This window comes from Pseudomonas sivasensis (assembly GCF_021391435.1).
GTDB lineage: Bacteria > Pseudomonadota > Gammaproteobacteria > Pseudomonadales > Pseudomonadaceae > Aquipseudomonas > Aquipseudomonas sivasensis.
Window position 1 is genome coordinate 5,559,519 of sequence record NZ_CP090029.1, and the last position, 26,604, is coordinate 5,586,122.

Genomic DNA, 26,604 nt, shown 5'->3' on the forward strand with positions numbered 1-26,604 from the left:
GTGATGGAGTGACGTTTATGGGCCAATGGCTCGATAGCATTACCGGCTGGCTGACCCTGAACCCACAATGGCTGGCGGTGGCGGTGTTTATCGTCGCGTGCGTGGAATGCCTGGCGATTGCCGGTTTAATCGTACCGGGCACGGTATTGCTGTTTGCCATTGCCGCATTGGCCGGCAGCGGCGCGCTGTCGTTGAGTGAAACACTGTTGCTGGGCTTTCTCGGCGGTTTGCTGGGCGATGGGGTTTCCTACTTTCTGGGCCGACATTTCCACCAGAACATCCGCCGCCTGCCCGGTCTGCGCCACCACCCCGAATGGATGAACGGTGCAGAGACCTACTTCCACAAGTACGGCATCGCCAGCCTGCTGGTCGGACGCTTCATCGGCCCCTTGCGCCCGATGCTGCCGATGGTGGCCGGCATGTGCGATATGCCGTTCCCACGCTTTGCGGCAGTGAGCGTCCTCGCCGCAGCCGGCTGGTCGGTGGCCTACTTGCTGCCAGGCTGGGCCACCGGCGCCGCGTTCCGCCTGCCATTACCGGAAGGCTTCTGGCCTGAGGCCGGCGTTGTCACGGCGTGCCTGGCGGTACTGCTGGGGCTGGGTTTGAACAGCAGCCTGCGCGACCACCGGCGCACCACCTTGTGGATAGGTTGCGCCAGCCTGACGTTGTTGATCGCACTGTTTATCGGTTATCCACACCTGAATGATTTCGATCAGGGTCTGAGCGCACTGGTGCAGGAGCATCGCAGCGCTTGGCTGGATGAAGCCATGGTGATGGTCACCCAATTGGGTGAGTTCAAGAAGATGTTTGTCGCCAGCGCCGTCTTCACCGGGCTTTTGCTACTGGCTCGACAGTGGCGCCACGCCATCTTTGTGGGCGCCACACTGGCCGGATCGGCGGTAATCAACACCGGGAGCAAATTGTTTTTCGCCCGCGGCCGCCCAGAAATCCTTACCGACCCCCTGACCAGTTTCAGCATGCCCAGCGGCCATGCCTCCGGCGCCTTCGCGTTTTTCCTGGCGCTGGCGGTGCTGGCAGGTTGCGGCCAACCGACACGGCTGCGCCTGACGTGGATACTGCTGGGCTGCATTCCCGCCGCATTTATCGCCTTGTCCCGGGTTTACCTGGGCGCCCACTGGCCCTCGGACATCCTGGCCGGCACGCTCCTGGCGATGACGGTGTGTGCGTTCAGCCTGACAGCCATCCAGCACCGCAGCCCACTGCCACCCTTGCGCAAAAAAACATGGTGGCTGCTGCTGCCTGCCATAGTGGCAGTCTTGAGCTTTATTGCACTCACCGGCACATCCCACGCACTGCTGCGCTACGCCTACTGAGTGAAAAGCTCTTCCTGTAGCTCATCAAGCAGCATCTGGATCGCATCCAGGCGCTGCTGCGGGTCGTCGAGTTGCAGCAGGTCGATCTTGTCGGCCTCGGTAAAGGGCAAGAGATAAGCAAGCTGATTGCCCAAGGCTTGCTGGCCCTCGGCGTGGGCGTCCATGTCCAGCGAAGAGACCATCGGATGCTCGGCCAGGGCCTGGAGCAATGCCAACAGATCAGCGTCCTCTTCGTCTAACGGCTGGTCCGGCTGCTCATCCAGCCATTGCACCTCGGCCACCAGCAACTGGTCTTTTTGCACGCCCGTATCGAGCACGCGAAAACGCCGCCCACCTTCGACACGAATCCCCAGCAGGCCATTGTCCTGCTGCTTGAAGTCGCGAATCAGCGCTTCACAGCCGATCAGCGCGTAGCCGTCCGGAGCCATGCCTACTTCCTTGCCGTCAAGGATGCACACCACGCCGAAGCTTTCGCCCTTTTTCATGCAGCGGCTGATCATGTCCAGGTAGCGCGCCTCGAACAGTTGCAGATCGAGGGTGCAGCCAGGGAACAGCACGGTATTGAGCGGGAACAGCGCCAGACTCATAAAGGTTTCCTTAAACCTGGTTTAAACAATCACTGACACAGCCAACGGCAGGAACACCGCCGTGGCCACGCCCATCAGACTCATGGCCAGCGCCGCAAAGGCGCCACACTCTTCGCTTTCCTGCAGGGCCACCGAGGTGCCGACCGCATGGGCGGTCATGCCCAACGCCATGCCACGCGCCTCGGGACTGTGCACACCCAGGCGCGAAAGTAACGCCGGCCCCACCATCGCCCCCACGACCCCAGTGATCAGCACAAACACCGCGGCCAGTGCCGCCACGCCGCCGATCTGCTCGGCCACCAGCATGGCGATCGGCGAGGTCACCGACTTGGGCGCCATGGTCATCAGCATCATGTGTTCAGCGCCGAACCACCAGCCGAGCAGCACACACAGGCCGGTAGCCAATACACCGCCTATCACCAGCGTAGTAAAAATTGGCCAAAATAATTGGCGAATGCGCCGCAGATTCAGATAAAGCGGCACCGCCAGCGCCACCGTGGCAGGCCCCAGCAGAATGCCCATGATCTCGGTGCTCTTGCGGTACTCGGCATAGCTCAGGCCGCAGGTGAGCAACACGCCGATCACCAGCAGCATGGAGACCAGTACCGGTTGCAGGAAGATCCAGCGGGTTTTCTCGAACCCCACCAGCACCAGTTGATAGGCGCCCAGGGTAATACCGATACCGAATAGCGGGTGATGAATCACGGACGTCCACGCGCCATGCCAGTCGAAGATCATTGATCCTTCTCCTTGCGCTTGACCATCTGCTGCATCAGTACGCCAACGAATGCCATGGCGATCACCAGTGACAACACCAGCGCGCCGACGATGGCCCAAAAGTCAGCCGCGATGTCCTTGGCGTACACCATCACGCCGACTGCCGGCGGCACCAGCAGCAGTGGCAGATACCGCAACAGGCTGCCAGCGGCCAGGCTCAACGGCTCGCCCACCTCGCCACGCCAGATCAGGAAACCCAGCATCAGCAGCAGGCCAATGATTGGCCCCGGCAGAACCGGCAACAGCAAATGATTGATCGCCGTACCGATCAACTGAAACAACACCAGCCATGTCAGACCACGTAACAGCATCCGCTTTCTCCCCCCTCTGAACTCGCCCGCATTATAAGCATGCCGGCCCTATGCATCGGCATTCGCCAAAAGCATGGTGGGTTGACCGGGCTGGTCGCCCGTGATGATCTACATTGGTTCTCTGTAATCCATAAAAACAGCATCGATGAACCAAGGAGAGACGCAATGCCCTATGTACCTGTAGCGCAGCTCAAAGATTATGTCGGCAAGGAACTGGGACGTTCCGAATGGCTCACCATCGACCAGGCACGTATCAACCTGTTCGCAGAAGCCACTGGCGACCATCAGTTCATCCACGTCGACCCGGTCAAGGCTGCGCAAACGCCGTTCGGCAGCACCATTGCCCACGGTTTCCTGTCGCTATCGCTGATACCCAAGCTGATGGAAGACATCCTGATCATGCCCGAAGGCCTGAAGATGGCGGTCAACTATGGCTTGGACACCGTGCGCTTTATCCAGCCGGTCAAGGTCAACTCCAAGGTGCGCTTGAACGTGATCCTCACTGACGTCACCGAGAAAAAGCCCGGCCAGTGGCTGTTAAAGGCCACTGCCACGCTGGAGATCGAAGGCCAGGAAAAACCGGCCTACATTGCCGAGTCGCTTTCACTCTGTTTCGTGTAAGGCCATCCCTGTGGTGAGAGGCTGAAACTCACCACGGGGTATGTAAATTTATGTATGAAACTCGCAGCTGCGGCATACTCGGCGCTCAAATATCCGGATCCCGCTATGCGCCCACTCGCCCCCCTTGCCCTTGCCCTGTTGCTCACCGCTTGCGGAGACGGCGAATCGCTGTTGCCGCCCGATGCGCGCCTGCCCGACGGCGGCCGCTATCGGGGCGATGTGGTCAACGGCCTGCTGCAAGGCCAGGGCCGTGTGGACTACCCCAACGGCAGTTGGTACGCCGGCGCGTTCGACAAAGGCCAGTGGCACGGCCAGGGCGAGTGGCATGGCAGCAACGGCGAAGTCTATAAAGGCCAGTTCCAGCAAGGCCTGTTCGATGGACAGGGCAGCCTGACCACCGCAGCCAGCCAGTATGTCGGCGGGTTCCGCAACGGTCGGCGCAACGGCGAAGGCACCCTCAAAGAGGGGCAAATGACCTATCGCGGCGAATTCAAAGACGATCAGTATTCCGGTCTAGGCCGCCTGGAGCTGGCCGACGGCAGCCAATACCAGGGCCAGTTCGCCCACGGCAAGCCGAACGGCGAAGGCCAGCGCAACGACGACAGCGGCAATCAGTTCAGTGGTCGCTTCGTCGATGGCCAGTTGGAGGGCAACGGCACCTTCAACAGCGCCGACGGCGACATCTATGTCGGTCAGTTCAAGCAGAACCAACTCAACGGCAAGGGCCGCTATGAAAACGCTGACGGCGACGTGTGGATCGGCCAGTTCAAGGAAGGCGCGCTCAGCGGCAAGGGCGAACTGATCGGCGTGGATGGCAGCCACTACGTCGGCTATTTCAGCGATTGGCGCTTTACCGGAGAAGGCCGCCTGAACCTGACCGACGGCAGCTTCTACATCGGCGGCTTCGACAGCGACAACTATCAGGGCCGCGGCACGCTGGTCCTCACCGACGGCACGGTGCAGGCCGGTACCTGGGTCAACGGCATGCGCGTGCGTGACGCGGACGGCACATTGTTGCCTGACCCACTGGAGATCGGCGTGCTGGCCCAAGGGCATTTGCTCGATGCTGCCTTTGCCGCCGTGCCCGCCTCCACCCCTGCCGTGGAGTTGTACACCCTAGCGGTGGCCGGCGACGGCAAACAAAGCGTGTTCCTGCGCGAAGCCGATTACGTCAGCAACATGCTCGCCACCCGCTTCGGCGCACGTGGGCAGATCCGTTTGGTCAACCACCGCGACCATATCGCCGACCGCCCCCTGGCCACCCGCGAAAGCTTGCGCCGTGCCGTGCAAACCCTGGCCGAGCGCACAGGCCCGGAAGACCTGGTGTTTATCTACATGACCAGCCACGGCACCCACGAACACGAACTGGTGCTGGATCAGCCGCGCATGGAGCTGGCCGATTTGCCCGCCGATGAGCTGGCCGCCGTGCTGACACCGCTGAAAAACCGCGACAAGATCATCGTAATTTCCGCCTGCTATTCCGGCGGCTTTATCCCGGCACTCAAAGACGACCGTACGCTGATCATGACCGCCTCCCGCGCCGACCGCGTGTCCTTCGGTTGCTCCGAAGAAGCCGACTTCACCTACTTCGGCGACGCCCTCTTCGCCCAAGCCTTCAACCAGACCGACGATTTGCAGCAAGCCTTCAAGCTGGCACAGCTGCATGTGAGCGAGCGCGAACAGGCCGACAATTTCGAAGCGTCCGAACCGCAGATCTGGGCCCCCAAAGGCGTGATTGCCCACTGGCAACTTTTACGCAAACAGCAGGCACGAAAGGCGCTCGAAAGCGTCTCAATGAATAGCAAGGAAGCCAAAGGCAACTAAGCTGCAACGTGTAACAAGGGGGAAACACTATGTACCTGACACCTCAGCATATCTTGCTCGCAGGGGCCTCCGGCCTCACTGGCGAACACCTGCTCGACCGCCTGCTCAACGAACCCACCGTGACCCGCGTGCTCGCGCCGAGCCGCAAGCCATTGGCCGAACATCCACACCTGGAAAACCCGGTGGGCGACCCAGCGGTGTTCCTGCCGCAACTGAGCGGCCGGGTGGATATCGCTTTCTGCTGCCTGGGCACCACAATCAAAAAAGCGGGCTCGGAAGAGGCCTTCCGTGCGGTTGACCTGGAGATGGTCGTCGCCTTCGCCAAGCGCGCACGGGAAATGGGCGCACGGCACCTGATTGTGATCAGCGCGATTGGCGCCGATCCGAAATCTTCGATTTTCTACAACCGAGTCAAAGGGGAAATGGAGCAGGCACTCAAGGCCCAAGACTGGCCGCAACTGACCATCGTGCGACCGTCGCTGTTGTTGGGGGAGCGGCTGGAACCCCGTTTGGCCGAACAACTGGCAGGGCCGCTGTCACGGCTGATTCCAGGCAAGTACCGCGGCATCGAGGTGTGTGAACTGGCCCGGGCCATGTGGCGCCTGGCGCTGGAAGAGCAGAATGGGGTGCGGATCGTAGAGTCGGACGAACTGCGCAAGCTCGGCAAATAAAGCCGAACACAAAGCAAAATGTGGGAGGGGGCTTGCTCCCGATGGCGGAGGGTCAGTCAACATATTGGGTGACTGATACACCGCTATCGGGGGCAAGCCCCCTCCCACATTGGTTTTGTATTGCCTTCGGGTCAGCGCTAGAGCCCGCCCGTGGCGTTAAATCCCACTCCGAGCACCGTCAACACCGACAGCGGCAACAGCAAAGTGTCGAGCAACGCACTGGCCGGCAGGTCGACACCGGGATAGCTCGGCGCCTCAGCACCAAACCGGTCCTTGGCGCAGCAACCTCCATTCATTGCGTACAAGTCCAACCGCGTGCCGGCATACACCACCGGCGCGCCGGGCTGCGCAGCGTCCAGCGTACGCGCGGTGGCGCAGCCGCCCAATTGCAACGCCAGTATCACCAACAGTGCCTTATTCATCGCTGCTCAAATGGTGTTCGCCCCAACGCGGCAGCATGTCCTGTGGAATATTCAGCAGGTTGAGAATGCGCGCCACCACAAAATCCACCAGGTCATCGATGGTCTGCGGCTGATGATAAAAGCCCGGCGACGCAGGCAAGATGGTCACGCCCATGTTCGACAACTTGAGCATGTGTTCCAGATGAATGCTCGAATACGGCGCCTCGCGCGGCACCAGGATCAACTGGCGGCGCTCCTTCAATGTCACGTCTGCCGCGCGCTCGATCAGGTTATTGCAAGCCCCGGTGGCAATCGCCGACAAGGTGCCGGTGGAGCACGGCACAACAACCATTGCCGCCGGTGCACCGGAGCCCGAGGCCACCGGCGACATCCAATCTTCTTTGCCGTAAACCTTGATCTGCCCCGGCGCCGCACCGGTGTACTCAGTGAGGAAGGCCTGCATCATCTGCACCTTGGGAGGCAGTGCCACGTCGGTCTCGGTCGCCATCACCAACTGCGCGGCCTTGGAGATCAGGAAGTGCACCTCGCGATCTTCACGCACCAGGCAGTCAAGCAGACGCAGGCCGTAGGGCGCGCCCGAGGCACCGGTCATCGCCAGGGTGACGCGTTCCGGCCCGCTCATTTCAGCGCCTCGGCCAGTTTGCCGTGCAAGCCGCCGAAGCCGCCGTTGCTCATGACCACCACATGGGTGCCAGGCTTGGCCTGCTGCTTGACGAACTCAATGATGCCCTCGATGGAATCACAGACTTTCGACGGCACCGTGCACTGGGCCGCAATCGCCGGTAAGTCCCAGCCAAGATTGGTCGGGGCGTACCACACCACCTGGTCGGCATCGTTGACGCTTTCCGGCAGGCCGTCGCGGTGTGCACCGAGCTTCATGGAGTTTGAGCGCGGCTCGACAATAGCAATGATCGGGGCATCGCCAACGCGCTTGCGCAGTCCGTCAAGGGTGGTGGCAATGGCGGTTGGGTGGTGGGCAAAGTCGTCGTAGATGGTAATCCCATTCACGTCGGCGACTTTTTCCATGCGGCGTTTTACGCTTTTGAATGCGCTCAGCGCAGCAATGCCCATGGAAGGCACCACGCCCACATGCCGTGCGGCAGCCAGAGTGACCAAGGCATTGGCAACGTTGTGCTGACCAGTCATGTCCCACTCGACGATGCCTTGGGCCTCACCCTCAAACAGCACTTCAAACCTGGAACCGTCTTCACTGAGCAACTTAACCTGCCATTGCCCACCCGCACCGGTGGTTTGCACTGGTGTCCAACAGCCCATCTCGATCACGCGCTGCAACGCCGGCTCGGTAGTCGGGTAGATGACCAGGCCTTCGCTTGGGATGGTGCGCACCAAATGGTGGAACTGCCGCTCGATAGCGGGCAGATCGGGGAAGATATCCGCATGATCAAACTCAAGGTTATTGAGGATCGCCGTGCGTGGACGGTAGTGGACAAACTTGGAGCGCTTGTCGAAGAAGGCGCTGTCGTACTCGTCAGCTTCGATCACAAAGAACGGCGTGTCGCCCAGGCGCGCGGAGACCGAGAAGTTTTGTGGCACGCCGCCGATCAGGAAGCCAGGACTCATGCCTGCATGCTCCAGCACCCAGGCCAGCATGCTGCTGGTAGTGGTCTTGCCGTGGGTACCGGCAACGGCCAGTACCCAGCGGCCTTGCAGCACATGATCGGCCAGCCATTGCGGGCCGGAGACGTACGGTAAACCTTTGTTGAGCACGTACTCGACGGCCGGGTTGCCACGGGACATGGCATTGCCGATCACCACCAAGTCCGGCACCGGGTCGAATTGCGCCGGATCGTAACCCTGGGTCAGTTCAATGCCCTGCGCTTCGAGTTGCGTGCTCATGGGCGGGTAAACATTGGCATCGGAGCCTGTCACGTGATGGCCCAGCTCTTTAGCCAGAACCGCCATCGAACCCATGAAGGTGCCGCAAATACCAAGAATATGAATGTGCATAGTCGACCTCGTAAACATCGAGGCAGGTTAGCGCAGGGGGGCGAAAATCGCACTCTTTAGCTGTAGGACCAAACCACGATCATCCGGGCAGGGACGCGCGTGCGATGCCGTGCCGGCGCAGCTTTCTATACAACGTATTGCGGCTGACCCCCAGTTGCTCCGCCGTATGGGACATGTGCCAGCGCTGTTGTTCCAAGGCCGTTAGCAAGGCAAGTCGCTCGGCGTCTTCCAGGGGCGACTCGGCGGTCTTAGCCTCAACCACCGGTTGCGGCCGGGCCTGGCGGATCGACGCGGGCAAATCTTCAAGGCCCACGCGCCCGTCGTCACACAGCGCCGCCAACGTACGCAGCACCGTGCGCAGTTGTCGGACGTTACCGGGCCAGGCAAAGGTCAACAGCGCCGAACGCGCCGCCGGCTCAAGTTGTATAGTCTGCTCGCCCGCCTCTTCAGCCAGCAGAAAATCCAGCAACTGAGATTTATCGCTGCGCTCACGCAGCGGTGGCAGCCCAACTTCCAGCCCGTTGAGCCGGTAATACAAGTCCTCACGGAAACTGCCGTCCTGGACACGCCCCAGCAAGTTGCGGTGCGTCGCGCTGATAATTCTGACGTTAACCGCCTGGGGCTCACCGCCGATAGGCACCACCATACGGTCCTCCAGAACCCTTAATAAGCGGGTTTGCAGAGCCAGAGGCATATCACCGATTTCATCGAGGAACAGAGTGCCGCCGTCAGCCTGTTGCAACTTACCCTGCATGCCCTCCTTCCGCGCGCCAGTGAAACTGCCACCGCGATAGCCGAACAGCTCGCTTTCGATCAGGCTTTCCGGGATGGCGGCACAGTTGAGGGCGACGAAGGCTTTGTCGGCACGCTGGCTGGCATGGTGCACGGCCTTGGCGAAGGCTTCTTTACCGCTGCCGGTTTCCCCATTAATCAGTAGCGGCACATCTCGCTCGAATACCCGCAGCGCCTTGCGAAAATCATTTTGCAACGCCGGATCACCCAGGCAGATGCCAGCCAGGCGGGCGGGCTCAGCCTTCGCGATGGGTAAAGACACACTGCGTGGCTGACCACGCAGTGCGGCAAACAAGCGCCGCCCATCGCGGGTGCGCAGTGGCCAACTGGCGGTCGCATTGGCACTGGCGCGACCGAGTAATTGATCCAGAGAGCAGTCGAAGAACGCCTCCACCGGCTGCCCCAGCAGGTTGCCTCGAACCTGCCCTAGCAGATTCAGCGCGCTCTGGTTCATCGCGCAAATGCGCCCTTCACCATCGAACGCCAGCAACCCTTCGCTGAACAGGCCCACGGACTCGGCCTGCAGATGAAAGCGCAACAGCCAGTGGTGCTCGAAATGGCGCAGGAAGTAGCAGCTCTCGATCATCTTCGCTGACAGGTTCACCAGCGCCATGGTGTGAAACTGACTCTGGCGCGATACCGCTTCCCGGGCTGACGACACGTCCAGCACCGCCAGCAATTCACCATGGGGGTCGAACACCGGGCTCGCCGAGCAGGTCAGCCCGGTGTGGCGGCCACGGAAGTGTTCATCGCGATGAATGGTCAGGGACTGACGCTCCACCAGGCAGGTGCCGATGCCATTGGTCCCTTCGCAGGCTTCACTCCAATCGGCACCGAGCCACAGACCGGCGCGCTCGAAAATCTTGCGCTCGGACGGCGCGGTGACACAGTTGAGGATCACTCCGCGCGCATCGGTCAGCAGTACCGCGTGGCCGGCACCGGAGAGCTGCTGGTGCAGGCTATTCATCTCACTGCCGGCGATGTGCAGCACTTGCTGCAGACGCTCGCGGCTTTCCAACAGGCGCCCGTGTTCAAGCACGGTGGGTGCGATGGTCTGCGCGGGATCCAGGTGGTAATCCTCCAGGCACCGCAGCCAGGAACGGGCGATGGACGGATCGCTGGAGGGGTCACGGCCACGTGCCACGGTGAGGACTTGCTGGGCATGGCGACTGAAATGATCGTTGTGCATGTTCTTATTATTCTCCCTGCGTGAGAGCGTCCAGCATCCCCCAGCCCTGCAAGAGATGCAATCCCGTGCAGACCCACCGGTCACAGGCTGTACCGTTTATGGCACAAAGTGTCACCCAGGCTGTGCCAGGCGTGTGACAGCAATGCCTTGCAACACACCCCACCCCCTTGATTTACCTGGCCCTCAAGGCAGTGGCCCGACCTTTGCTCTACGCTTTATCAAGCGCTTGAGCGCTGCACTCCAATAAACATAAAAGCCAGGAGATACCACCATGCGTTACGCACACCCCGGTACTGAAGGCGCGATCGTTTCGTTCAAGGCCAAGTACGGCAACTACATTGGTGGCGAATTCGTTGCGCCGGTCGACGGCAACTATTTCACCAACACCTCGCCGGTAAACGGCAAGCCCATCGCCGAATTCCCGCGCTCCACTGCCAAAGACATCGACAAGGCCCTCGACGCCGCCCACGCCGCCGCTGACGCCTGGGGCAAGACCTCGGCCCAGGACCGCTCGCTGGTGCTGCTGAAAATCGCCGACCGCATCGAACAGAACCTCGAACTGCTGGCCATCACCGAAACCTGGGACAACGGCAAAGCCGTGCGTGAAACCCTCAACGCCGATATACCGCTGGCCGCCGACCACTTCCGCTACTTTGCCGGCTGCATCCGCGCCCAAGAAGGCACCAGCGCCGAGATCAACGAACACACCGCGTCCTATCACTTCCACGAGCCTCTGGGTGTGGTTGGTCAGATCATCCCGTGGAACTTCCCGCTGCTGATGGCCGCCTGGAAACTCGCCCCGGCCCTGGCCGCCGGTAACTGCGTGGTACTCAAGCCCGCCGAGCAAACCCCGCTGGGCATCAACGTGCTGATGGAAGTCATCGGCGACCTTCTGCCACCGGGCGTGCTGAACGTAGTACACGGTTTCGGCAAAGAAGCCGGCGAAGCCCTGGCCACCAGCAAACGCATCGCCAAGATCGCCTTCACCGGCTCCACCCCGGTGGGTTCGCACATCATGCATGCGGCGGCGGAGAACATTATTCCGTCCACCGTTGAGCTGGGCGGCAAGTCGCCGAACATCTTCTTCGCCGACATCATGAAAGCCGAACCGTCCTTCATCGAGAAAGCCGCCGAAGGCCTGGTGCTGGCGTTCTTCAACCAGGGCGAGGTGTGCACCTGCCCATCCCGTGCGCTGGTGGAAGAGTCGATCTACGACGACTTCATGAAAGTGGTGATGAAGAAAATCGAGCAGATCAAACGCGGTGACCCGCTGGACACCGACACCATGGTCGGCGCCCAGGCGTCCGAGCAGCAGTTCGACAAGATCCTGTCTTACCTGGAAATCGCCAAGGGCGAAGGCGCGCAGTTGCTCACCGGCGGCAAGGTGGAGCAGCTCACCGGCGACATGGCCGGCGGTTATTACATCCAGCCGACGCTGCTCAAGGGCACCAACGAAATGCGTGTGTTCCAGGAGGAAATCTTCGGCCCAGTGGTGAGCATCACCACCTTTAAGGACGAAGCCGAAGCCCTGGCCATTGCCAACGACACTGAGTTCGGCCTGGGCGCCGGCGTGTGGACCCGCGACATCAACCGCGCCTACCGCATGGGCCGGGCGATCAAGGCGGGCCGAGTGTGGACCAACTGCTACCACTTGTACCCGGCGCATGCCGCGTTCGGTGGCTACAAGAAGTCCGGTGTGGGCCGCGAGACACACAAGATGATGTTGGACCACTACCAGCAGACCAAGAACTTGCTGGTGAGTTACGACATTAATCCACTGGGCTTCTTCTAACTAACATCCCCTCCCACTTTTGAAACAAGGTCATTGATGGGAGGGGGTTTTCCCCTCCCACACTTAGATCGTCACAAGTACTTGCGAATAGCATTCGGCACACAGAGGCCGAGTTAAAAACAATAACAACGAAAGGTACTTCTTCATGCCTAGCGAACCGACTGGATCTTCTGTCGACTTCGAAAAAGTTGACTCCCAATACTTCCAACAACGCGAACTTAAAAAAGGCGCCGCCGGCTGGGTGCTGTTAGTTGGGCTCGGCGTTGCCTACGTTATTTCCGGCGACTACGCCGGCTGGAACTTTGGCCTCGCCCAAGGTGGCTGGGGCGGTATGTTCCTCGCCACATTGCTGATGGCCACCATGTACCTGTGCATGTGTTTCTCCCTGGCCGAACTGTCTTCGATGATCCCTACCGCTGGCGGTGGCTACGGCTTTGCCCGCAGTGCCTTCGGGCCTTGGGGCGGTTTTCTCACGGGCACGGCCATTCTGATCGAATACGCCATAGCCCCCGCCGCCATCGCGGTGTTTATCGGCGCTTACTGCGAGTCGCTGTTCGGCATTGGCGGTTGGATGATCTACTTGGCGTTCTACATCATCTTTATCGGTATCCACATCTTTGGCGTTGGCGAAGCCTTGAAGCTGATGTTTGTCATCACTGCCATCGCCGCGGTTGCACTGGGCGTGTTCCTGGTGTCGATGGTGCCGCACTTCAACGTCGCCAACTTGCTGGATATTCCGGTGACCGAGGCCAAGGGCGCCAGCACCTTCCTGCCGTTTGGCTACGTCGGCGTGTGGGCGGCAATTCCCTACGCGATCTGGTTTTTCCTGGCCGTAGAAGGCGTGCCGCTGGCCGCCGAAGAAACCAAGAACCCCAAGCGCGACCTGCCTCGTGGCCTGATCGGCGCCATTGTGGTGCTGACCAGCTTTGCCTTGTTGATCCTGGTGATTGCACCGGGCGGCGCGGGCACTTACGCGTTGATCAAATCCGGGAACCCGCTGGTGGAAGCGCTGGCGTTGTCCTACGGCGGTTCGACCTGGATGGGCAGCTTCGTCAACCTGGTTGGCTTGGCCGGACTGATCGCCAGCTTTTTCTCGATTATCTATGCCTATTCGCGGCAGATCTTCGCCTTGTCCCGTGCCGGCTATCTGCCGCGCAAACTGTCCCAGACCAACAAGAGCAAGGCACCGGTACTGGCGCTGGTGATCCCCGGCATTATCGGTTTCGGCCTGTCGCTGACAGGCCAGGGGGATTTGCTGATCCTGGTGGCGGTGTTTGGCGCGACCATTTCCTACGTACTGATGATGGCCGCGCACATAACCCTACGCATCCGTCGCCCCAAAATGGACCGTCCTTACCGCACGCCGGGTGGCATTTTCACTTCAGGGGTTGCCTTGGTACTCGCCTGCGTGGCCGTAGTTGCGGGCTTTCTGGTGGATCCACGGGTGGTGATTGGCGCCGCGATCATCTATGGAGTATTAATTGCTTACTTTGCTTTCTACAGCCGGCATCACTTGGTAGCAGGCACACCCGAAGAGGAATTCGCGGCGATCCAGGCCGCAGAGGCCGCCTTGCACTAACTGCCGTAAACCTCGACGCGGGCTGCTGCCCGCGTCGTCAAGGAGACACTGTATGGCAAGCTTTTCCCACGCGGTGGGTGCACAAACCTACCGCTTCGACAGCCTCAAGGACGTGATGGCCAAGGCCAGTCCCGCGCGCTCCGGAGACTTTCTCGCCGGCGTCGCCGCGCAGAACGACGGTGAGCGGGTGGCGGCGCAAATGGCGCTGGCAAATATCCCGTTGAAACACTTTCTTGAAGAAGCGCTGATCCCCTATGAAAGCGATGAAGTCACCCGACTGATCATCGACACCCACGACAAGCAGGCTTTCGCCGTTGTCAGTCACCTGACCGTCGGTGGCCTGCGCGACTGGCTGCTCAGCGACGCCGCCGATGAACATTCCCTACGCGCCTTGGCGCCGGGTCTGACACCGGAAATGGCTGCTGCGGTGTCCAAGATCATGCGCGTGCAGGACTTGGTACTCGTGGCGCAGAAGATCCGCGTCGTCACCCAGTTTCGCGGCACCATGGGCCTGCGCGGTCGCCTGTCGACCCGCCTGCAACCTAACCACCCGACCGACGAGCCGGCGGGCATCGCTGCGAGCATTCTCGACGGCCTGTTGTACGGTAACGGCGACGCCATGATCGGCATCAACCCGGCCACCGACAGCATCGCCTCGATCTGCGCGATGCTGGAGATGCTCGACGCCATCATCCAGCGCTACGAAATCCCCACCCAGGCCTGTGTGCTGACCCACGTCACCACCTCCATCGAAGCCATCAACCGCGGCGTGCCACTGGATCTGGTGTTCCAGTCGATTGCCGGCACCGAGGCGGCCAACGCCAGTTTCGGCATCAACCTGAATGTGCTGCAGGAAGGCTACGACGCGGGCTTGAGCTTGAACCGGGGCACTCTGGGCCAAAACCTGATGTATTTCGAAACCGGCCAGGGCAGCGCCTTGTCGGCCAATGCGCATTTTGGCGTCGACCAGCAAACCTGCGAAACCCGCGCCTATGCCGTGGCACGGCATTTCAAACCGTTTCTGGTAAACACGGTGGTCGGGTTTATCGGCCCCGAGTACCTGTACAACGGCAAGCAGATCATCCGTGCCGGCCTGGAAGACCACTTCTGCGGCAAATTGCTGGGTGTACCGATGGGTTGCGACATCTGTTACACCAACCACGCCGAAGCCGACCAGGACGACATGGACACCCTGCTGACCCTGCTGGGCGTGGCCGGGATCAACTTCATCATGGGTATCCCCGGCTCCGACGACATCATGCTCAACTACCAGACCACCTCGTTCCACGACGCCTTGTACGCTCGCCAGACGTTGGGTTTAAAGCCGGCACCGGAGTTTGAACAGTGGCTGGCAAAAATGGGCATTTTTACGCAAGCCGACGGCAAGGTGCGCTTCGGCAACAGCCTGCCACCGGCGTTTCGCCACGCCCTGGCGCAATTGGGATGAAGGAGCCGCCTGTGCAACTCGACCTGCCTGAAAACCCGTGGTTGGAACTGCGGCGCCTGACCCCGGCGCGTATTGCCTTGGGCCGTACCGGTACCAGCATTCCTACCAACGCCCAGCTTGATTTCCAATTTGCCCACGCCCAGGCGCGGGACGCGGTGCATCTGCCTTTCGACCATGCTGGCCTTAGCAGTCAACTGGCCGAACGTGGGCGTGACAGCCTGTTGCTGCACAGCGCCGCAACCGACCGGCATAGCTACTTGCAACGTCCGGATTTGGGGCGGCGCTTGAGTGACGAATCGGCACAGAGCCTGCGGGATTACGCGGCAGCGCATCCCGGCGGCGTGGACCTGGCGGTCGTGGTGGCTGATGGTCTGTCGGCGCTGGCAGTGCATAAACATACGTTGCCGTTTCTTACGCGCATGGAAGAACAAACCCACGCCGAAGGGTGGTCCTTGTCGCCGGTGATCCTGGTGGAACAGGGGCGCGTGGCGGTGGCCGACGAAATCGGGCAACTGCTCGGCGCCAAAATGGTGGTGATCCTCATCGGCGAACGGCCGGGGCTCAGTTCGCCGGACAGTCTGGGGCTGTATTTCACTTACAACCCCAAGATCGGTCTCACCGATGCCTATCGCAATTGCATCTCCAACGTGCGCTTGGAAGGCTTGAGTTACGGGATGGCGGCCCATCGTTTGCTGTATTTGATGAAAGAGGCGCGTCGCCGGCAGCTCTCGGGGGTAAACCTCAAGGATGAGGCGCAGCTGCAGACCATCGAGTCCGACGATCCGAACCTGATGAAAGGTAATTTCCTGCTCAGCCCACCGCAGGACTGATCCCGGCACGATTGCGCTTTTTGGCGTCTTTAGGCAGCATCAATTCACGGCCGCACGTGTGGTCATACCCATCTGGAAGTTGAGGCCTGGCATGCGGATTACTCAAGCGACCCTGGAACACCTGGACCTGTTGACCCCGCTGTTCGTCAAATACCGCGAGTTTTATGGGGCCCTGCCGTTCCCGGACTCATCGCGGGCTTTTTTGGAAAAGCGCCTGCGCCGCAAGGAGTCGGTGATTTACCTGGCCTTGGCCGATGATGACGACAAGAAGTTGCTTGGTTTTTGTCAGTTGTATCCGAGCTTTTCGTCGCTTTCGCTCAAGCGGGTGTGGATCCTCAATGACATCTACGTAGCAGAAGACGCACGTCGGCAGCTGGTGGCGGATAACCTGATGCGCACCGCGAAAAAGATGGCCAAAGAGACGCACGCAGTGCGGCTGCGGGTGTCGACCAGCAGTGACAACCAAGTGGCGCAGAAGACGTACGAGTCAATCGGGTTTCGTGAAGACACCGAGTTCAAGAACTACACCTTGCCGATCAGCGAAGACTGACTCCCGGACACCGTGGACACCTTGTGGGAGGGGGCTTGCCCCCGATAGCGGTTTGTCAGTCAGACTATTTATAACTGACCCACCGCTTTCGCGAGCAAGCCCGCTCCCACATTGATTTCTGGCGATCTTCAGACCTCACGCCACGACATCCCCCGCTACAAAACCAACACGCTTTTCACCTCTCAATCCGTATAATGCGGACCTTTCAGGGTTGTAAGAAATGCGGCATACACTTGTAGCCTTATTACCCGAGCTTCCGCACAGGCCTGCTGAGCCGGGCCGTTCACACAGGTGCCATCCATGGATTTCAACCCGCTCGACCTTATCCTGCATCTCGACGTCTACCTCGACCTGCTGGTAACCAATTACGGTCCGTGGATCTACGCCATTCTGTTTCTGGTCATCTTTTGCGAAACCGGCCTGGTGGTCATGCCGTTCCTGCCAGGCGACTCTTTGCTGTTTATCGCCGGAGCCATCGCCGCAGGTGGCGGCATGGACCCGGTATTGCTGGGCGGCCTGTTGATGTTGGCGGCAATCCTCGGCGACAGCACCAACTACGTAATCGGACGAACAGCCGGAGAACGCCTGTTCAGTAACCCGAACTCGAAGATTTTCCGCCGCGACTATCTGCAAAAAACCCACGACTTCTACGACAAGCACGGCGGTAAAACCGTGACCCTGGCGCGCTTCCTGCCGATTCTGCGCACCTTTGCGCCGTTCGTGGCCGGCATCGCGAGAATGCCCTACCCACGGTTCTTCGGATTCAGCGTGCTGGGCACTATCCTCTGGGTCGGCGGCCTGGTGACCCTGGGCTACTTCTTCGGCAACGTGCCCTTTATCAAGAAAAACCTGTCGCTGCTGGTGGTGTTCATCATCCTGCTGTCCCTGGTGCCGATGATCATTGGCGTGTTCCGCAGCCGTTTTGGCCGCACTTCCTCCGAAGCCAAGCAGCAGTAACCTGCGATGTGGTCCCTCAGCGCCTGGCGTCGCCGGCGCCTGCTGGCCAAGCACCCGATTGCCGATGAAACCTGGCAACGGGTGCGCCACCACCTGACCTTCCTCGACGGTATCAGCGCCGAGCAGGACCAGTGGTTGCGCGAAGCCTGCGTGGTGTTTCTCGCCGAAAAACACCTCACCGCCCTGCCGGGCGTCGAGCTGCACCAGGAGCAACGCCTGCTGCTCGCCGCTCAGGCGCAATTGCCACTGATGAACCTCGGCGACCTCGACTGGTATCAGGGCTTCCACGAAATCGTGTTGTACCCCGACGATTTCCTGAGCCCCCAGCGCCATCGAGACAGCAGCGGTATCGAACACGAGTGGGACGGCGAACACAGCGGTGAAGCCTGGCAGCAAGGCCCGGTGATCCTCGCCTGGCCGGGCGTACTCGCCAGCGGCCAGTGGGAGGGCTACAACCTGGTGATCCACGAACTGGCCCACAAACTCGACATGCTCAACGGCGACGCCAACGGCCTACCGCCGCTGCACCACGACATGCGCGTGCAGGAGTGGGCCAGCGTGATGCAAAGCGCTTATGACGATCTCAATCGCCAGTTGGACGCCAACCCGGACGCCGACACCGAGATCGACCCCTACGCCGCAGAAAACCCCGCGGAATTCTTTGCGGTCACCAGCGAATATTTTTTCAGTGCCCCGGATTTACTGGTCCGCACTTATCCACAGGTGTATGCCCAACTCAGTCGCTTTTATCGCCAAGACCCCTTGGCCCGCCTGACCCATCTGCAAGCCCACGACCCGCGTTATCAGCCACAAGACGAATGACCGTACGACGTCTGGCGCATGGCATCGCCGTCAGAATATGCCTATAATCGCCGCCACTTTTAGGCCAATCCGGCCATGTCATATGGCCAACTACGGGGGCAACGCCCAATGAGCTACAGCAAGATTCCGGCTGGCAAAGACCTGCCGAACGACATCTACGTCGCCATCGAGATTCCGGCCAACCACGCGCCGATCAAATACGAAATCGACAAAGACAGCGACTGCCTGTTCGTTGACCGTTTCATGGCCACCCCGATGTTCTATCCGGCCAACTACGGTTTCATCCCGAACACCCTGGCTGACGACGGTGATCCCCTCGACGTGCTGGTCGTAACGCCTTACCCGGTCACCCCTGGTTCGGTCATCCGCGCACGTCCAGTCGGCATCCTGAACATGACCGACGACGGCGGCGGCGATGCCAAAGTTATCGCAGTCCCACACGACAAGCTGTCCCAGCTGTATGTGGACGTGAAGGAATACACCGACCTGCCACCACTGCTGCTGGAACAGATCAAGCACTTCTTCGAGAACTACAAAGACCTCGAAAAAGGCAAGTGGGTGAAGATCGACGGTTGGGGCAACGCAGACGCCGCCCGCGCCGAGATCATGAAGTCGGTTGCAGCCTACAAAGGCTGATACCCGCTCTTCATTGCCCCGGCAATTAAAAAGCCCCGATTATTCGGGGCTTTTTTGTGGGAAAACTAAACAACAAGTTCAAAAATTAGTACACGCCGTTCAACTAAGCGATACAACTGAAAGATCAAGCCACAACTAAGCAAAAACCTACAGGCGCAATTCAACGCATGGTTTATTTGATTGGTTTTCTTGGCCAGTAAACTCTGCGTTTATGAATACATCAGGTGATCGTTTAAAAGTGCTATTGCAGGAAGTTCATCTTTCCGCATCCGACTTCGCCAAAAACCGTGGTGTCACGCCTCAACACGTGAACAACTGGTTCAAACGCGGTGTACCCATGGGCCGACTCAACGAGTTTGCAGAACTTCTCTGCGTCTCCAGCCGTTGGCTGCGCACCGGCGAAGGCCCCAAACACCCACCGGCCAACTTCCTGCTGGAAGGCCCAGACGCCCGGAAAGGACTGCCCAGCACCCGAGAAGGAGGCGGAAAGTACCTCACAGGCCCAACCTGCCCTCCGGAACCACTCGACGTGGAGATTCCCCTCCACCCCACATTCACCTCAACCGAGCGCATCCGCGTCTCCCTGCATACTCTCGAAACCCTTACCGTCAACCCTGACCGCGCGGTAGGCGCCTACATGGTCGACAACAGCATGATCGACATCATCCAACAGGGCGCCACCCTCGCCATCGACAGAGGCCGCACCCAAATCATTGATGGCGAAATCTACGCCGTCGAACACGACGGCATGCTGCGCATCAAATATCTCTACAACCGTCCAGGGGGAGGGTTGCGCATGCGAAGCCACAACGCCAGCGAACACCCGGACGAATACCTCAACCATGAAGAACGCTTCGAGCAGAACTTCAAAATCGTCGGCTGGATATTCTGGTGGTCCACCCTCAACAACCGCCGCCCGCCCGTGCCGCTGGATGAGCACCTATTAGGCTGGGAAGGCTCTAAATCGGAACCGGAGGTGGGCATTTAAGGTGAATGTGGGTATCATGCGCCGCACATTTGGCAGGGGGTGGCTTAAGGCTAACCACCCTGCTCGGCGAAGCGGAGGAGTTCCCGCGGATGCCCCTACTATTCAGCCCGACGCAATGTGGGCTGAGCGATTTGAAGGCTGGTGAGGTTTGTCAAAAACAAGCTGAGGCAGTCCCCGAGAAGCCGGCCACAAGCCGGCTTTTTAATGCCTCTAATAATCTCCCCCTCTGCAAATCAAGCCAACGTGCACGCATCCTCTTTGCCTCCGCTCGCTCCCAACGCCATGCCCAGCCTCCATCCTTTGTCCCTTTTTAGTTGACAGTAAGACTCCCCTCGCCCGATTTATCCTCCAATCACGACCCATTAATCTGTGCCCATGTTGAACGCAACGCCAAACCCACTTAAACAAAAAAAGGATTCAACCATGAGCACTCCGACCTACAACCGCTTGAACAAAGACGACGCCGTAGTCCTGCTGGTCGACCACCAGACCGGCTTGATTTCCTTGGTGCAAGACTTCTCGCCCAACGAGTTCAAGAACAACGTGCTGGCACTGGCCGACCTGGCCAAATTCTTCAACCTGCCGACCATCCTCACCACCAGCTTTGAGCAAGGCCCCAACGGCCCTCTGGTGCCTGAGTTGAAGGAGATGTTCCCGGACGCGCCGTACATCGCTCGTCCTGGCCAGATCAATGCGTGGGACAACGAAGACTTCGTCAAGGCGATCAAGGCTACCGGCCGTAAGCAGATCATCATTGCCGGCGTAGTAACGGATGTGTGCGTAGCGTTCCCGACCTTGTCGGCGTTGGCAGAAGGGTTTGAGGTGTTTGTGGTGACAGATGCATCCGGCACGTTCAATACCACCGTGCAACAAGCGGCATGGAGCCGGATGACGCAAGCCGGTGCACAGTTGATGAACTGGTTCTCGGTGGCGTGTGAGCTGCATCGCGACTGGCGCAACGATATCGAAGGACTGGGCAATCTGTTGTCCCAGCGTATTCCCAACTATCGCAACTTGATGAATGGTTATGCGGCGCTGACAGCCCATCAGAAATAAGTCAGCCGAAATTCCCGATAAGCCTGCCTTGAAAAGCAGGCTTTCGGTGTTCACCTGAGCGTAACCCGCCCGTTCACGCTCAACTTGCTCGAGGCTTGGCAACTGTTTTGCAACTGCCGGCAACGTGCCCATCCCGCGTGTTTCGGGACCACCTGTGTTCAATCGACTTTGCGATTTACCACCTCGTAATTCCCACCACTCATTTGCCCCACTCCCCCATGTCTGCTAGTGTCCCGCCGGTTTACCGTCTACCGGAATAGCCGCCATGGCCCGCAAAAAAGTTGCACTCGATTTCGAACAATCCCTCGCCGACCTGCAAACCCTGGTCGAGCGTCTGGAGAATGGCGAGTTGTCGCTGGAGGACTCGCTGACGGCGTTTGAGCAAGGCATCGGCCTGACTCGCGACTGCCAGAGCGCGCTGGCGCAGGCGGAGCAGAAGGTACAGGTGTTGCTGGAGCGTGACGGGGAGTTGGCCGAAGAACCTTTCGATGCGGAACAGCCGGAATGATCGACGCGTATCAGGCCAGTAGCCAAGCCCGGGTGAATGCGGCGCTGGAGCCCTTGTTTGTTGCGCCCAGCGCAGAAATGAACCGTCTCTATGCAGCCATGCGCTATAGCGTGATGAATGGCGGCAAGCGTGTGCGCCCGTTGCTGGCGTATGCGGCGTGTGAAGCCCTCGGTGCGCCTGCCGATCAGGCCAACGGCGCGGCGTGTGCGGTGGAGCTGATCCACGCTTATTCCCTGGTACACGACGATTTGCCGGCAATGGACGACGACGATCTGCGTCGCGGCCAGCCAACCACTCATAAAGCCTTTGATGAAGCCTATGCGATTCTGGCCGGTGACGGCCTGCAAAGCCTGGCGTTCAGCGCATTGCTGGACCCGGGCTTGAGCAGCGTCAACGCCGAGACTCGCCTGCGCATGGTCACCGCCCTCGCCCACGCTGCGGGCCCGGCCGGTATGGTTGGTGGGCAGGCGATCGACATGGGTTCGGTCAGTCTCAAGCTGGATCAAAAAGCTCTGGAACATATGCATCGCCACAAGACCGGCGCGCTCATCGAGGCTGCCGTGCACCTCGGTGCCCTGGCCAGTGGCCGGGCCGAAGCTGCGCAGTTGGCGGCCTTGCAGACGTATTCCCGCGCCATCGGCCTGGCTTTCCAAGTGCAGGACGACATTCTCGACGTGGAAAGTGACACGGCCACCTTGGGCAAGCGCCAAGGTGCCGATATCGCACGGGACAAACCGACTTATCCTGCGCTGCTTGGTCTCGACGCTGCCAAGGCATATGCCCTGGAACTGCGCGACCAGGCCCTGGACGCCCTGCGACCTTTCGACGCGGCAGCCGCGCCACTGCGTGACCTGGCGCGGTATATCGTCGAACGCCGCCACTGATAACAGCGGCCATTGCAGCCGCATATCGGCCAAGTTCGGCGCTCTGCGTGGGCAGTTTGCGATGCTTGAGGTAAACTGCCGCCTCTTCTTATACCTATAACGATTCGCCTGATGCCCACGACGTTTCAAGAGATTCCCCGCAAGCGCCCGTCCACGCCCCTGCTCGACCGTGCTGTCACGCCGGACGGCCTGCGTCGTCTGGGTGAAGCCGAGCTGGAAACCCTGGCCGATGAACTGCGCCTGGAATTGCTCTACACGGTCGGTCAGACCGGTGGGCATTTTGGTGCAGGCCTGGGCGTCATCGAGCTGACCATCGCGTTGCATTACGTGTTCGATACCCCGGACGACCGGCTGGTGTGGGACGTGGGCCATCAGGCGTATCCGCATAAAATCCTCACCGGCCGACGCGAGCGCATGAGTACCCTGCGCCAAAAGGACGGTGTTGCCGCCTTCCCGCGTCGCGCCGAGAGCGAGTACGACACCTTTGGCGTCGGTCACTCCAGCACCTCTATCAGTGCAGCGCTGGGCATGGCGATTGCCGCCCGCCTGCAAAACAGTGATCGCAAGGCGATTGCGGTGATCGGTGATGGCGCGTTGACCGCCGGCATGGCCTTCGAAGCGCTGAACCATGCTCCTGAAGTGAACGCCAACATGTTGGTGATCCTCAATGACAACGACATGTCGATCTCTCGCAATGTCGGTGGCCTGTCCAACTACCTGGCAAAAATCCTCTCCAGCCGTACCTACGCCAGCATGCGCGAAGGCAGCAAGAAGGTGCTCTCGCGTCTGCCCGGCGCGTGGGAAATTGCCCGACGCACCGAAGAATATGCCAAGGGCATGCTTGTCCCCGGTACCCTGTTCGAAGAGCTGGGCTGGAACTACATCGGCCCTATCGACGGCCACGACCTGCCCACTCTGATCGCCACGCTGCGTAACATGCGCGACCTCAAAGGCCCGCAGTTCCTGCATATCGTCACCAAGAAAGGTAAAGGCTTCGCCCCGGCGGAAGTCGACCCGATTGGTTACCACGCGATCACCAAGCTGGAACCTGTGGACGCCCCAGCCGCTGCGCCGAAAAAGGCCAGCGGGCCGAAGTATTCCGGTGTGTTTGGCGAATGGCTGTGCGACATGGCCGCTGCCGACTCGCGCCTGGTGGGCATTACCCCGGCGATGAAGGAAGGCTCCGACCTGGTGGCGTTCAGCGAGCGTTTCCCGCTGCGCTATTTCGACGTGGCGATTGCCGAGCAGCACGCGGTGACTTTTGCCGCCGGTATGGCCTGTGAAGGCGCCAAGCCAGTAGTAGCGATTTACTCCACGTTCCTGCAACGCGGTTATGACCAGCTCATTCACGATGTGGCGGTGCAGAACCTTGACGTGCTGTTCGCCATCGACCGCGCGGGTCTTGTAGGCGAAGACGGCCCAACTCACGCCGGCAGCTTCGACCTATCGTACCTGCGTTGCATCCCCGGCATGCTGGTAATGACGCCGAGCGACGAGAACGAACTGCGCAAGATGCTCAGCACTGGCCACCTGTATAACGGCCCGGCCGCCGTGCGTTACCCGCGTGGTAATGGCCCGAATGCAGTGATCGAAAAAGATCTGGAGCCGATCGAGATCGGCAAAGGCATCGTGCGTCGCCAGGGCAGCCAGGTCGCGTTCCTGGTGTTCGGCGTGCAATTGGCCGAAGCACTGAAAGTCGCCGAAAAGATCGACGCGACCGTGGTCGATATGCGCTTCGTCAAACCGCTGGATGAAGCCTTGGTACGCGAGATCGCCGGTAGCCATGAGTTGCTGGTGACCGTTGAAGAGAACGCCATCATGGGGGGCGCCGGCGCGGCAGTCAGTGAGTTCCTGGCACGGGAGAATATCCTCAAGTCGGTGCTGCACCTGGGCTTGCCGGATGTGTACGTCGAACACGCCAAGCCAGCGCAGATGCTGGCGGAGTGCGGCTTGGACGAAGCAGGGATCGAGGCTTCGGTGCGCGCACGAATGGCGCTGCTGGACCTGTAGAAACCGGATCAACATGTGGGAGGGGGCTTGCCCCCGATAGCGGCAGTTCAGTCAACAACTATGCTGACTGACAGGCCGCCATCGGGGGCAAGCGCCCTCCCACATTTGATTTGTGTCACCTTCAAAAGCTGTGAACAGTCTATGAATCGCCTGTACCTTGCCCTGCTGCTTCTGCCCTCCCCTGAATTGCTCGCCGAAACCCGCGACGAGGCCCTGAAGCTCCCCGAAGTGGTCATCAGCGCAAACCGTCAGGTGCAGGCGCGCAACGACAGCAGCGCCGCCAACTCCGTCTTCACCCGCGATGACATCGATCGCCTGCAACCCACCAGCCTCACTGACCTGCTCAGCCGAGTGCCCGGCGCGCAAGTCGCGCGAACCGGCGGACGCGGCAGTTTGCCGGGGATCTACCTACGCGGCACTAAATCCGCCCAGAGCCTGGTGCTGGTGGACGGCCAGCGCATCGCCAACACCACGTCCGGCGACAGCGGCCTGCAATACCTGAATATCGACCAGATTGAGCGCGTGGAAGTCCTGCGCGGCTCGCGCTCGGTGATCTACGGTAGCGATGCTATTGGCGGCGTAATCCAAGTGTTCACCCGGCGCAACGCCGCGCAAGGCCTGCAACCGCGCGTGAAACTGGGTTTTGGCAGCAATAACACTTGGGAGCGCAGCCTCGGTCTCTCGGGTGGCGATGAACACACGCGCTTCAACCTCGGGGCGAGCCTGGATGAAACTGCCGGTATCAATTCGACCCACGAATCCTTCCCCAGCGACGGCGACCATGATGCCTATCGCAACCAATCGGTGAGCCTGAACCTCAGCCATTCGTTCAGCGATGCGCTGGAGGTGGGTTTCAACCTGCTGGATAACCGTGGCAAGTCGGAGTACGACAACAGCTTCGGCCGCTACGACATCGTCACCAAGCAGACTGTTGGGCAAAAACCCTACACCGACTACGCCGTGAGCAGCGCCAGCGGTTATATCGACGCCACGTTCAGTGAGCGCTGGCAATCGCGCGTGGAACTGGGCCACAGCGAGAACCGTGACATCAAACGCGACACCCTCAGTGATTATTTCAGCGCATTCAACACCTACCGCGACTCCGTCAACTGGCAGAACGACCTGACCCTGGATGAACAGAACAGCCTGATCTTGGGCGGTGACTGGTACGAAGACCGCTTCCACGGCTCCACCACTTTCACCGAAAACAGCCGCTGGAACCGCGCCGCCTTTGTGCAGCACCGCTTCCGCAGCGAACGGTTCTCCACAGAGCTGGGTTTGCGCCACGACGAGAACCAGCAGTTCGGCGGCCAGAACAGCTGGAGCGGTACGCTCACCGTGCCGGTCAATCCCGACAATGACCTGTTACTGAGTTACAGCGAAGGATTCCGTGCGCCGACCTTCAACGACTTGTATTACCCGCAAACGCAATACAGCAACCCCAACCTGCAGCCCGAAACCTCGAAAAGCTACGAAGTGCAATGGCGCAGCCAACTGAGTGACAGCACGCGCCTGGAAGCCTCGGTGTACCGCACCGACCTGAGCAATGCGATCATCCTCGACCGTACCGACAAACCGCAGAATGTGGCATCGGCGCGCATTGATGGCTTTGAAGCGGCGCTGAAACAGGAACTGTTCGGCTGGCAGGGCAACCTGGGTGTTTCGATCATCGACCCACGCGACCGCGACAGCGGCCACACGTTGGCCCGTCGTGCACGCCGCACATTGAGCCTGGATATGGATCGGCAATTCGATCAGGTAGGCGTGGGCGCCAGTTGGCAGGCCATCAGCAATAGCTACGACAATGAAGACAACACGCAGCGCCTGGGCGGCTACGGATTGCTCGGGTTGCGCAGCAGTTGGGCGGTTAGCCGAGAAGTAGCGCTGTCGCTGAAGGTTGATAACGTGCTGGATAAATCCTATTCGCGGGCACGTTATAGCTACAACGATCCGGCATTTCTGAACAATCAGGATTACCGTGAAGAGGGCCGGGCGTGGATGCTTGGTGTGACCTGGACACCTGAAATCTGATTGTCGCCTGGTACTGGC

The 26,604-nt window shown here is 60.1% G+C and carries 25 protein-coding genes; 18 read left to right on the forward strand and 7 right to left on the reverse strand.

Going from position 1 to position 26,604, the window contains the following annotated elements:
• Nucleotides 1-17 precede the first annotated feature (17 nt).
• Entirely contained in the window at nucleotides 18-1,334 is a 1,317-nt protein-coding gene (locus tag LRO94_RS25190) for a bifunctional DedA family/phosphatase PAP2 family protein (RefSeq protein WP_032884591.1), read from the forward strand.
• Here LRO94_RS25190 and LRO94_RS25195 read toward each other — a convergent pair.
• Genes LRO94_RS25195 through LRO94_RS25205 form a run of 3 tightly spaced genes read right to left on the reverse strand, consistent with a single transcriptional unit; the run spans nucleotide 1,328 to nucleotide 3,009 of the window.
• Complete coding sequence (locus LRO94_RS25195) at nucleotides 1,328-1,921, reverse strand: LON peptidase substrate-binding domain-containing protein (RefSeq protein WP_095186203.1); 594 nt, start codon at nucleotides 1,919-1,921, stop codon at nucleotides 1,328-1,330. The genes LRO94_RS25190 and LRO94_RS25195 overlap by 7 nt on opposite strands.
• A gap of 21 nt (nucleotides 1,922-1,942) precedes the next feature.
• Nucleotides 1,943-2,659, reverse strand: coding sequence for an LrgB family protein (locus tag LRO94_RS25200; protein WP_179179833.1), 717 nt, complete (start codon nucleotides 2,657-2,659; stop codon nucleotides 1,943-1,945).
• Entirely contained in the window at nucleotides 2,656-3,009 is a 354-nt protein-coding gene (locus tag LRO94_RS25205) for a CidA/LrgA family protein (RefSeq protein ID WP_032884588.1), read from the reverse strand. Before LRO94_RS25205 ends, LRO94_RS25200 begins: the two co-directional genes overlap by 4 nt.
• Nucleotides 3,010-3,174: 165 nt before the next feature.
• Between LRO94_RS25205 and LRO94_RS25210 the strand changes: the two genes are divergently transcribed.
• From LRO94_RS25210 to LRO94_RS25220, 3 genes are all read left to right on the forward strand, one after another.
• Entirely contained in the window at nucleotides 3,175-3,630 is a 456-nt protein-coding gene (locus LRO94_RS25210; protein WP_032884587.1) for a MaoC family dehydratase, read from the forward strand.
• 105 nt (nucleotides 3,631-3,735) lie between these two features.
• Nucleotides 3,736-5,454, forward strand: a complete 1,719-nt coding sequence (locus LRO94_RS25215; RefSeq protein WP_032884586.1) for a C13 family peptidase — start codon at nucleotides 3,736-3,738, stop codon at nucleotides 5,452-5,454.
• Nucleotides 5,455-5,483: 29 nt separating this feature from the next.
• Entirely contained in the window at nucleotides 5,484-6,125 is a 642-nt protein-coding gene (locus LRO94_RS25220; RefSeq protein WP_122681778.1) for an oxidoreductase, read from the forward strand.
• 137 nt (nucleotides 6,126-6,262) lie between these two features.
• Here the strand turns inward: LRO94_RS25220 and LRO94_RS25225 are convergent, their stop codons facing one another.
• The 4 genes from LRO94_RS25225 to LRO94_RS25240 all read right to left on the reverse strand — a co-directional run bounded on the left by LRO94_RS25225 (nucleotide 6,263) and on the right by LRO94_RS25240 (nucleotide 10,496).
• Nucleotides 6,263-6,547, reverse strand: a complete 285-nt coding sequence (locus LRO94_RS25225) for a YceK/YidQ family lipoprotein (RefSeq protein WP_032884584.1) — start codon at nucleotides 6,545-6,547, stop codon at nucleotides 6,263-6,265.
• Nucleotides 6,540-7,169 (reverse strand): flavin prenyltransferase UbiX, encoded by a 630-nt coding sequence (gene ubiX / locus LRO94_RS25230; protein WP_032884583.1) that lies wholly within the window; start codon nucleotides 7,167-7,169, stop codon nucleotides 6,540-6,542. Before ubiX ends, LRO94_RS25225 begins: the two co-directional genes overlap by 8 nt.
• Nucleotides 7,166-8,515: a UDP-N-acetylmuramate:L-alanyl-gamma-D-glutamyl-meso-diaminopimelate ligase gene (gene mpl, locus LRO94_RS25235; protein ID WP_032884582.1), complete on the reverse strand. Its 1,350-nt coding sequence runs from the start codon at nucleotides 8,513-8,515 to the stop codon at nucleotides 7,166-7,168. The genes ubiX and mpl overlap by 4 nt, the downstream gene beginning before the upstream one ends.
• Before the next feature lie 79 nt (nucleotides 8,516-8,594).
• Nucleotides 8,595-10,496: a sigma-54-dependent Fis family transcriptional regulator gene (locus tag LRO94_RS25240; protein WP_179179832.1), complete on the reverse strand. Its 1,902-nt coding sequence runs from the start codon at nucleotides 10,494-10,496 to the stop codon at nucleotides 8,595-8,597.
• A gap of 271 nt (nucleotides 10,497-10,767) precedes the next feature.
• Here LRO94_RS25240 and exaC point away from each other — a divergent pair, with 271 nt between their 5' ends.
• The 14 genes from exaC to LRO94_RS25310 all read left to right on the forward strand — a co-directional run bounded on the left by exaC (nucleotide 10,768) and on the right by LRO94_RS25310 (nucleotide 26,586).
• Nucleotides 10,768-12,288 (forward strand): acetaldehyde dehydrogenase ExaC, encoded by a 1,521-nt coding sequence (gene exaC, locus LRO94_RS25245; RefSeq protein ID WP_032884580.1) that lies wholly within the window; start codon nucleotides 10,768-10,770, stop codon nucleotides 12,286-12,288.
• A 145-nt stretch (nucleotides 12,289-12,433) separates the two neighbouring features.
• On the forward strand, nucleotides 12,434-13,867 hold the full coding sequence (eat, locus tag LRO94_RS25250; RefSeq protein WP_122681780.1) for an ethanolamine permease: 1,434 nt from the start codon (nucleotides 12,434-12,436) through the stop codon (nucleotides 13,865-13,867).
• A gap of 52 nt (nucleotides 13,868-13,919) precedes the next feature.
• Nucleotides 13,920-15,314, forward strand: coding sequence for an ethanolamine ammonia-lyase subunit EutB (locus LRO94_RS25255; RefSeq protein WP_099603283.1), 1,395 nt, complete (start codon nucleotides 13,920-13,922; stop codon nucleotides 15,312-15,314).
• Nucleotides 15,311-16,144, forward strand: coding sequence for an ethanolamine ammonia-lyase subunit EutC (gene eutC, locus LRO94_RS25260; RefSeq protein WP_179179831.1), 834 nt, complete (start codon nucleotides 15,311-15,313; stop codon nucleotides 16,142-16,144). Before LRO94_RS25255 ends, eutC begins: the two co-directional genes overlap by 4 nt.
• Nucleotides 16,145-16,235: 91 nt before the next feature.
• Entirely contained in the window at nucleotides 16,236-16,694 is a 459-nt protein-coding gene (locus LRO94_RS25265; protein WP_032884576.1) for a GNAT family N-acetyltransferase, read from the forward strand.
• Nucleotides 16,695-16,994: 300 nt separating this feature from the next.
• Nucleotides 16,995-17,651, forward strand: a complete 657-nt coding sequence (locus LRO94_RS25270; RefSeq protein ID WP_032884575.1) for a DedA family protein — start codon at nucleotides 16,995-16,997, stop codon at nucleotides 17,649-17,651.
• A gap of 6 nt (nucleotides 17,652-17,657) precedes the next feature.
• Nucleotides 17,658-18,473 carry a M90 family metallopeptidase gene (locus LRO94_RS25275; RefSeq protein ID WP_032884574.1) on the forward strand — a complete coding sequence of 272 codons (816 nt, stop codon included), beginning with the start codon at nucleotides 17,658-17,660 and terminating at the stop codon, nucleotides 18,471-18,473.
• 108 nt (nucleotides 18,474-18,581) lie between these two features.
• On the forward strand, nucleotides 18,582-19,109 hold the full coding sequence (ppa, locus tag LRO94_RS25280) for an inorganic diphosphatase (protein ID WP_003176323.1): 528 nt from the start codon (nucleotides 18,582-18,584) through the stop codon (nucleotides 19,107-19,109).
• A 211-nt stretch (nucleotides 19,110-19,320) separates the two neighbouring features.
• The gene (locus LRO94_RS25285; protein WP_081797587.1) at nucleotides 19,321-20,097 is read left to right on the forward strand and encodes a LexA family transcriptional regulator; all 777 of its coding nucleotides are present in this window, start codon (nucleotides 19,321-19,323) and stop codon (nucleotides 20,095-20,097) included.
• A 423-nt stretch (nucleotides 20,098-20,520) separates the two neighbouring features.
• Nucleotides 20,521-21,153 (forward strand): isochorismate family cysteine hydrolase YcaC, encoded by a 633-nt coding sequence (gene ycaC / locus LRO94_RS25290; RefSeq protein WP_027605204.1) that lies wholly within the window; start codon nucleotides 20,521-20,523, stop codon nucleotides 21,151-21,153.
• Nucleotides 21,154-21,418: 265 nt separating this feature from the next.
• Complete coding sequence (locus tag LRO94_RS25295; protein ID WP_003176346.1) at nucleotides 21,419-21,661, forward strand: exodeoxyribonuclease VII small subunit; 243 nt, start codon at nucleotides 21,419-21,421, stop codon at nucleotides 21,659-21,661.
• Complete coding sequence (locus tag LRO94_RS25300) at nucleotides 21,658-22,545, forward strand: farnesyl diphosphate synthase (RefSeq protein WP_179179830.1); 888 nt, start codon at nucleotides 21,658-21,660, stop codon at nucleotides 22,543-22,545. Before LRO94_RS25295 ends, LRO94_RS25300 begins: the two co-directional genes overlap by 4 nt.
• Before the next feature lie 111 nt (nucleotides 22,546-22,656).
• Nucleotides 22,657-24,555 (forward strand): 1-deoxy-D-xylulose-5-phosphate synthase, encoded by a 1,899-nt coding sequence (gene dxs, locus LRO94_RS25305; protein WP_095186196.1) that lies wholly within the window; start codon nucleotides 22,657-22,659, stop codon nucleotides 24,553-24,555.
• A 141-nt stretch (nucleotides 24,556-24,696) separates the two neighbouring features.
• On the forward strand, nucleotides 24,697-26,586 hold the full coding sequence (locus LRO94_RS25310) for a TonB-dependent receptor domain-containing protein (protein WP_179179829.1): 1,890 nt from the start codon (nucleotides 24,697-24,699) through the stop codon (nucleotides 26,584-26,586).
• Nucleotides 26,587-26,604: the final 18 nt, after the last annotated feature.

Bases quoted from the DNA above. Each gene is read 5' to 3' on its own strand.
- LRO94_RS25220 (WP_122681778.1), top strand. From the start codon at position 5,484: ATGTACCTGACACCTCAGCATATCTTGCTCGCAGGGGCCTCCGGCCTC.
- LRO94_RS25275 (WP_032884574.1), top strand. From the start codon at position 17,658: ATGTGGTCCCTCAGCGCCTGGCGTCGCCGGCGCCTGCTGGCCAAGCAC.
- LRO94_RS25225 (WP_032884584.1), bottom strand. From the start codon at position 6,547: ATGAATAAGGCACTGTTGGTGATACTGGCGTTGCAATTGGGCGGCTGC.
- dxs (WP_095186196.1), top strand. From the start codon at position 22,657: ATGCCCACGACGTTTCAAGAGATTCCCCGCAAGCGCCCGTCCACGCCC.
- LRO94_RS25205 (WP_032884588.1), bottom strand. From the start codon at position 3,009: ATGCTGTTACGTGGTCTGACATGGCTGGTGTTGTTTCAGTTGATCGGT.
- eat (WP_122681780.1), top strand. From the start codon at position 12,434: ATGCCTAGCGAACCGACTGGATCTTCTGTCGACTTCGAAAAAGTTGAC.
- LRO94_RS25285 (WP_081797587.1), top strand. From the start codon at position 19,321: ATGAATACATCAGGTGATCGTTTAAAAGTGCTATTGCAGGAAGTTCAT.
- LRO94_RS25240 (WP_179179832.1), bottom strand. From the start codon at position 10,496: ATGCACAACGATCATTTCAGTCGCCATGCCCAGCAAGTCCTCACCGTG.
- LRO94_RS25300 (WP_179179830.1), top strand. From the start codon at position 21,658: ATGATCGACGCGTATCAGGCCAGTAGCCAAGCCCGGGTGAATGCGGCG.
- LRO94_RS25270 (WP_032884575.1), top strand. From the start codon at position 16,995: ATGGATTTCAACCCGCTCGACCTTATCCTGCATCTCGACGTCTACCTC.
- LRO94_RS25310 (WP_179179829.1), top strand. From the start codon at position 24,697: ATGAATCGCCTGTACCTTGCCCTGCTGCTTCTGCCCTCCCCTGAATTG.
- LRO94_RS25190 (WP_032884591.1), top strand. From the start codon at position 18: ATGGGCCAATGGCTCGATAGCATTACCGGCTGGCTGACCCTGAACCCA.
- ubiX (WP_032884583.1), bottom strand. From the start codon at position 7,169: ATGAGCGGGCCGGAACGCGTCACCCTGGCGATGACCGGTGCCTCGGGC.
- LRO94_RS25200 (WP_179179833.1), bottom strand. From the start codon at position 2,659: ATGATCTTCGACTGGCATGGCGCGTGGACGTCCGTGATTCATCACCCG.
- LRO94_RS25210 (WP_032884587.1), top strand. From the start codon at position 3,175: ATGCCCTATGTACCTGTAGCGCAGCTCAAAGATTATGTCGGCAAGGAA.
- LRO94_RS25295 (WP_003176346.1), top strand. From the start codon at position 21,419: ATGGCCCGCAAAAAAGTTGCACTCGATTTCGAACAATCCCTCGCCGAC.
- mpl (WP_032884582.1), bottom strand. From the start codon at position 8,515: ATGCACATTCATATTCTTGGTATTTGCGGCACCTTCATGGGTTCGATG.
- exaC (WP_032884580.1), top strand. From the start codon at position 10,768: ATGCGTTACGCACACCCCGGTACTGAAGGCGCGATCGTTTCGTTCAAG.
- ppa (WP_003176323.1), top strand. From the start codon at position 18,582: ATGAGCTACAGCAAGATTCCGGCTGGCAAAGACCTGCCGAACGACATC.
- LRO94_RS25255 (WP_099603283.1), top strand. From the start codon at position 13,920: ATGGCAAGCTTTTCCCACGCGGTGGGTGCACAAACCTACCGCTTCGAC.
- ycaC (WP_027605204.1), top strand. From the start codon at position 20,521: ATGAGCACTCCGACCTACAACCGCTTGAACAAAGACGACGCCGTAGTC.
- eutC (WP_179179831.1), top strand. From the start codon at position 15,311: ATGAAGGAGCCGCCTGTGCAACTCGACCTGCCTGAAAACCCGTGGTTG.
- LRO94_RS25215 (WP_032884586.1), top strand. From the start codon at position 3,736: ATGCGCCCACTCGCCCCCCTTGCCCTTGCCCTGTTGCTCACCGCTTGC.
- LRO94_RS25265 (WP_032884576.1), top strand. From the start codon at position 16,236: ATGCGGATTACTCAAGCGACCCTGGAACACCTGGACCTGTTGACCCCG.
- LRO94_RS25195 (WP_095186203.1), bottom strand. From the start codon at position 1,921: ATGAGTCTGGCGCTGTTCCCGCTCAATACCGTGCTGTTCCCTGGCTGC.